The organism is Brachyspira sp. SAP_772, from assembly GCF_009755885.1.
GTDB lineage: Bacteria > Spirochaetota > Brachyspiria > Brachyspirales > Brachyspiraceae > Brachyspira.
The window spans coordinates 1-698 of the sequence record NZ_VYIX01000181.1 but is presented as its reverse complement, the minus strand read 5'-3'; the positions used below and the strand labels follow the sequence as shown (position 1 = coordinate 698).

Genomic DNA, 698 nt, shown 5'->3' with positions numbered 1-698 from the left:
CTTGATAATATTAATATAGAAATAGATAAAAACTCTGAAGAAGTAAATAAAAAAAATAAAATATTATCAAATATAAAAACAGGTTTAGAGAAAATAGATGTTGAAATAATAGAGCTTAAGCCTTATGTATTAAATGCTATTAAATTATGCGATGAAATTAACAGCGAATTAAAAAGGCATAGAAAAGTAGATAAACTTTTAGAGAAGTTAAGCGAATCCGATATAAAGATACTTAATATAAGCAAATTCAATGAGTTTTTGGGTGTTACAATGCAGAGGGTTATAAAATCTATTACAGAGGGCTTTGACTTTGAAGATAGTAATTATGATAAATCTATTTTAGGCTCTTTTAAGCTTTATGAKGCTATGAGAGAAAGCATTGATTATAATCATTACATAATAAGCAGAGCTTTAATAAAAATAAATAAGGAACTATAAAATTATATAAAAATAAAACTTTATTATATTTATATAATAGACATATAATTTTTCTTATGTTATTTCGGCTTTTGTCGATAAACTATTATAGTAGTATTTTTTAAGGTAATGTTGTATGAAATATATAATACTTTTTATATTTAGTTTTTCTATACTTTTTGCTCAAGATAATTTTTTAGATGGGTAATGTTGTATGAAATATATAATACTTTTTATATTTAGTTTTTCTATACTTTTTGCTCAAGATAATTTTTTAGATG

Annotated in this window: 1 pseudogene; it reads left to right on the top strand. The window is 22.0% G+C overall.

What is annotated here, in order from left to right:
- Positions 1-438 (top strand): annotated as a pseudogene (locus tag GQX97_RS13405) (DUF115 domain-containing protein); the annotation flags it as partial.
- Positions 439-698 lie beyond the last annotated feature (260 nt).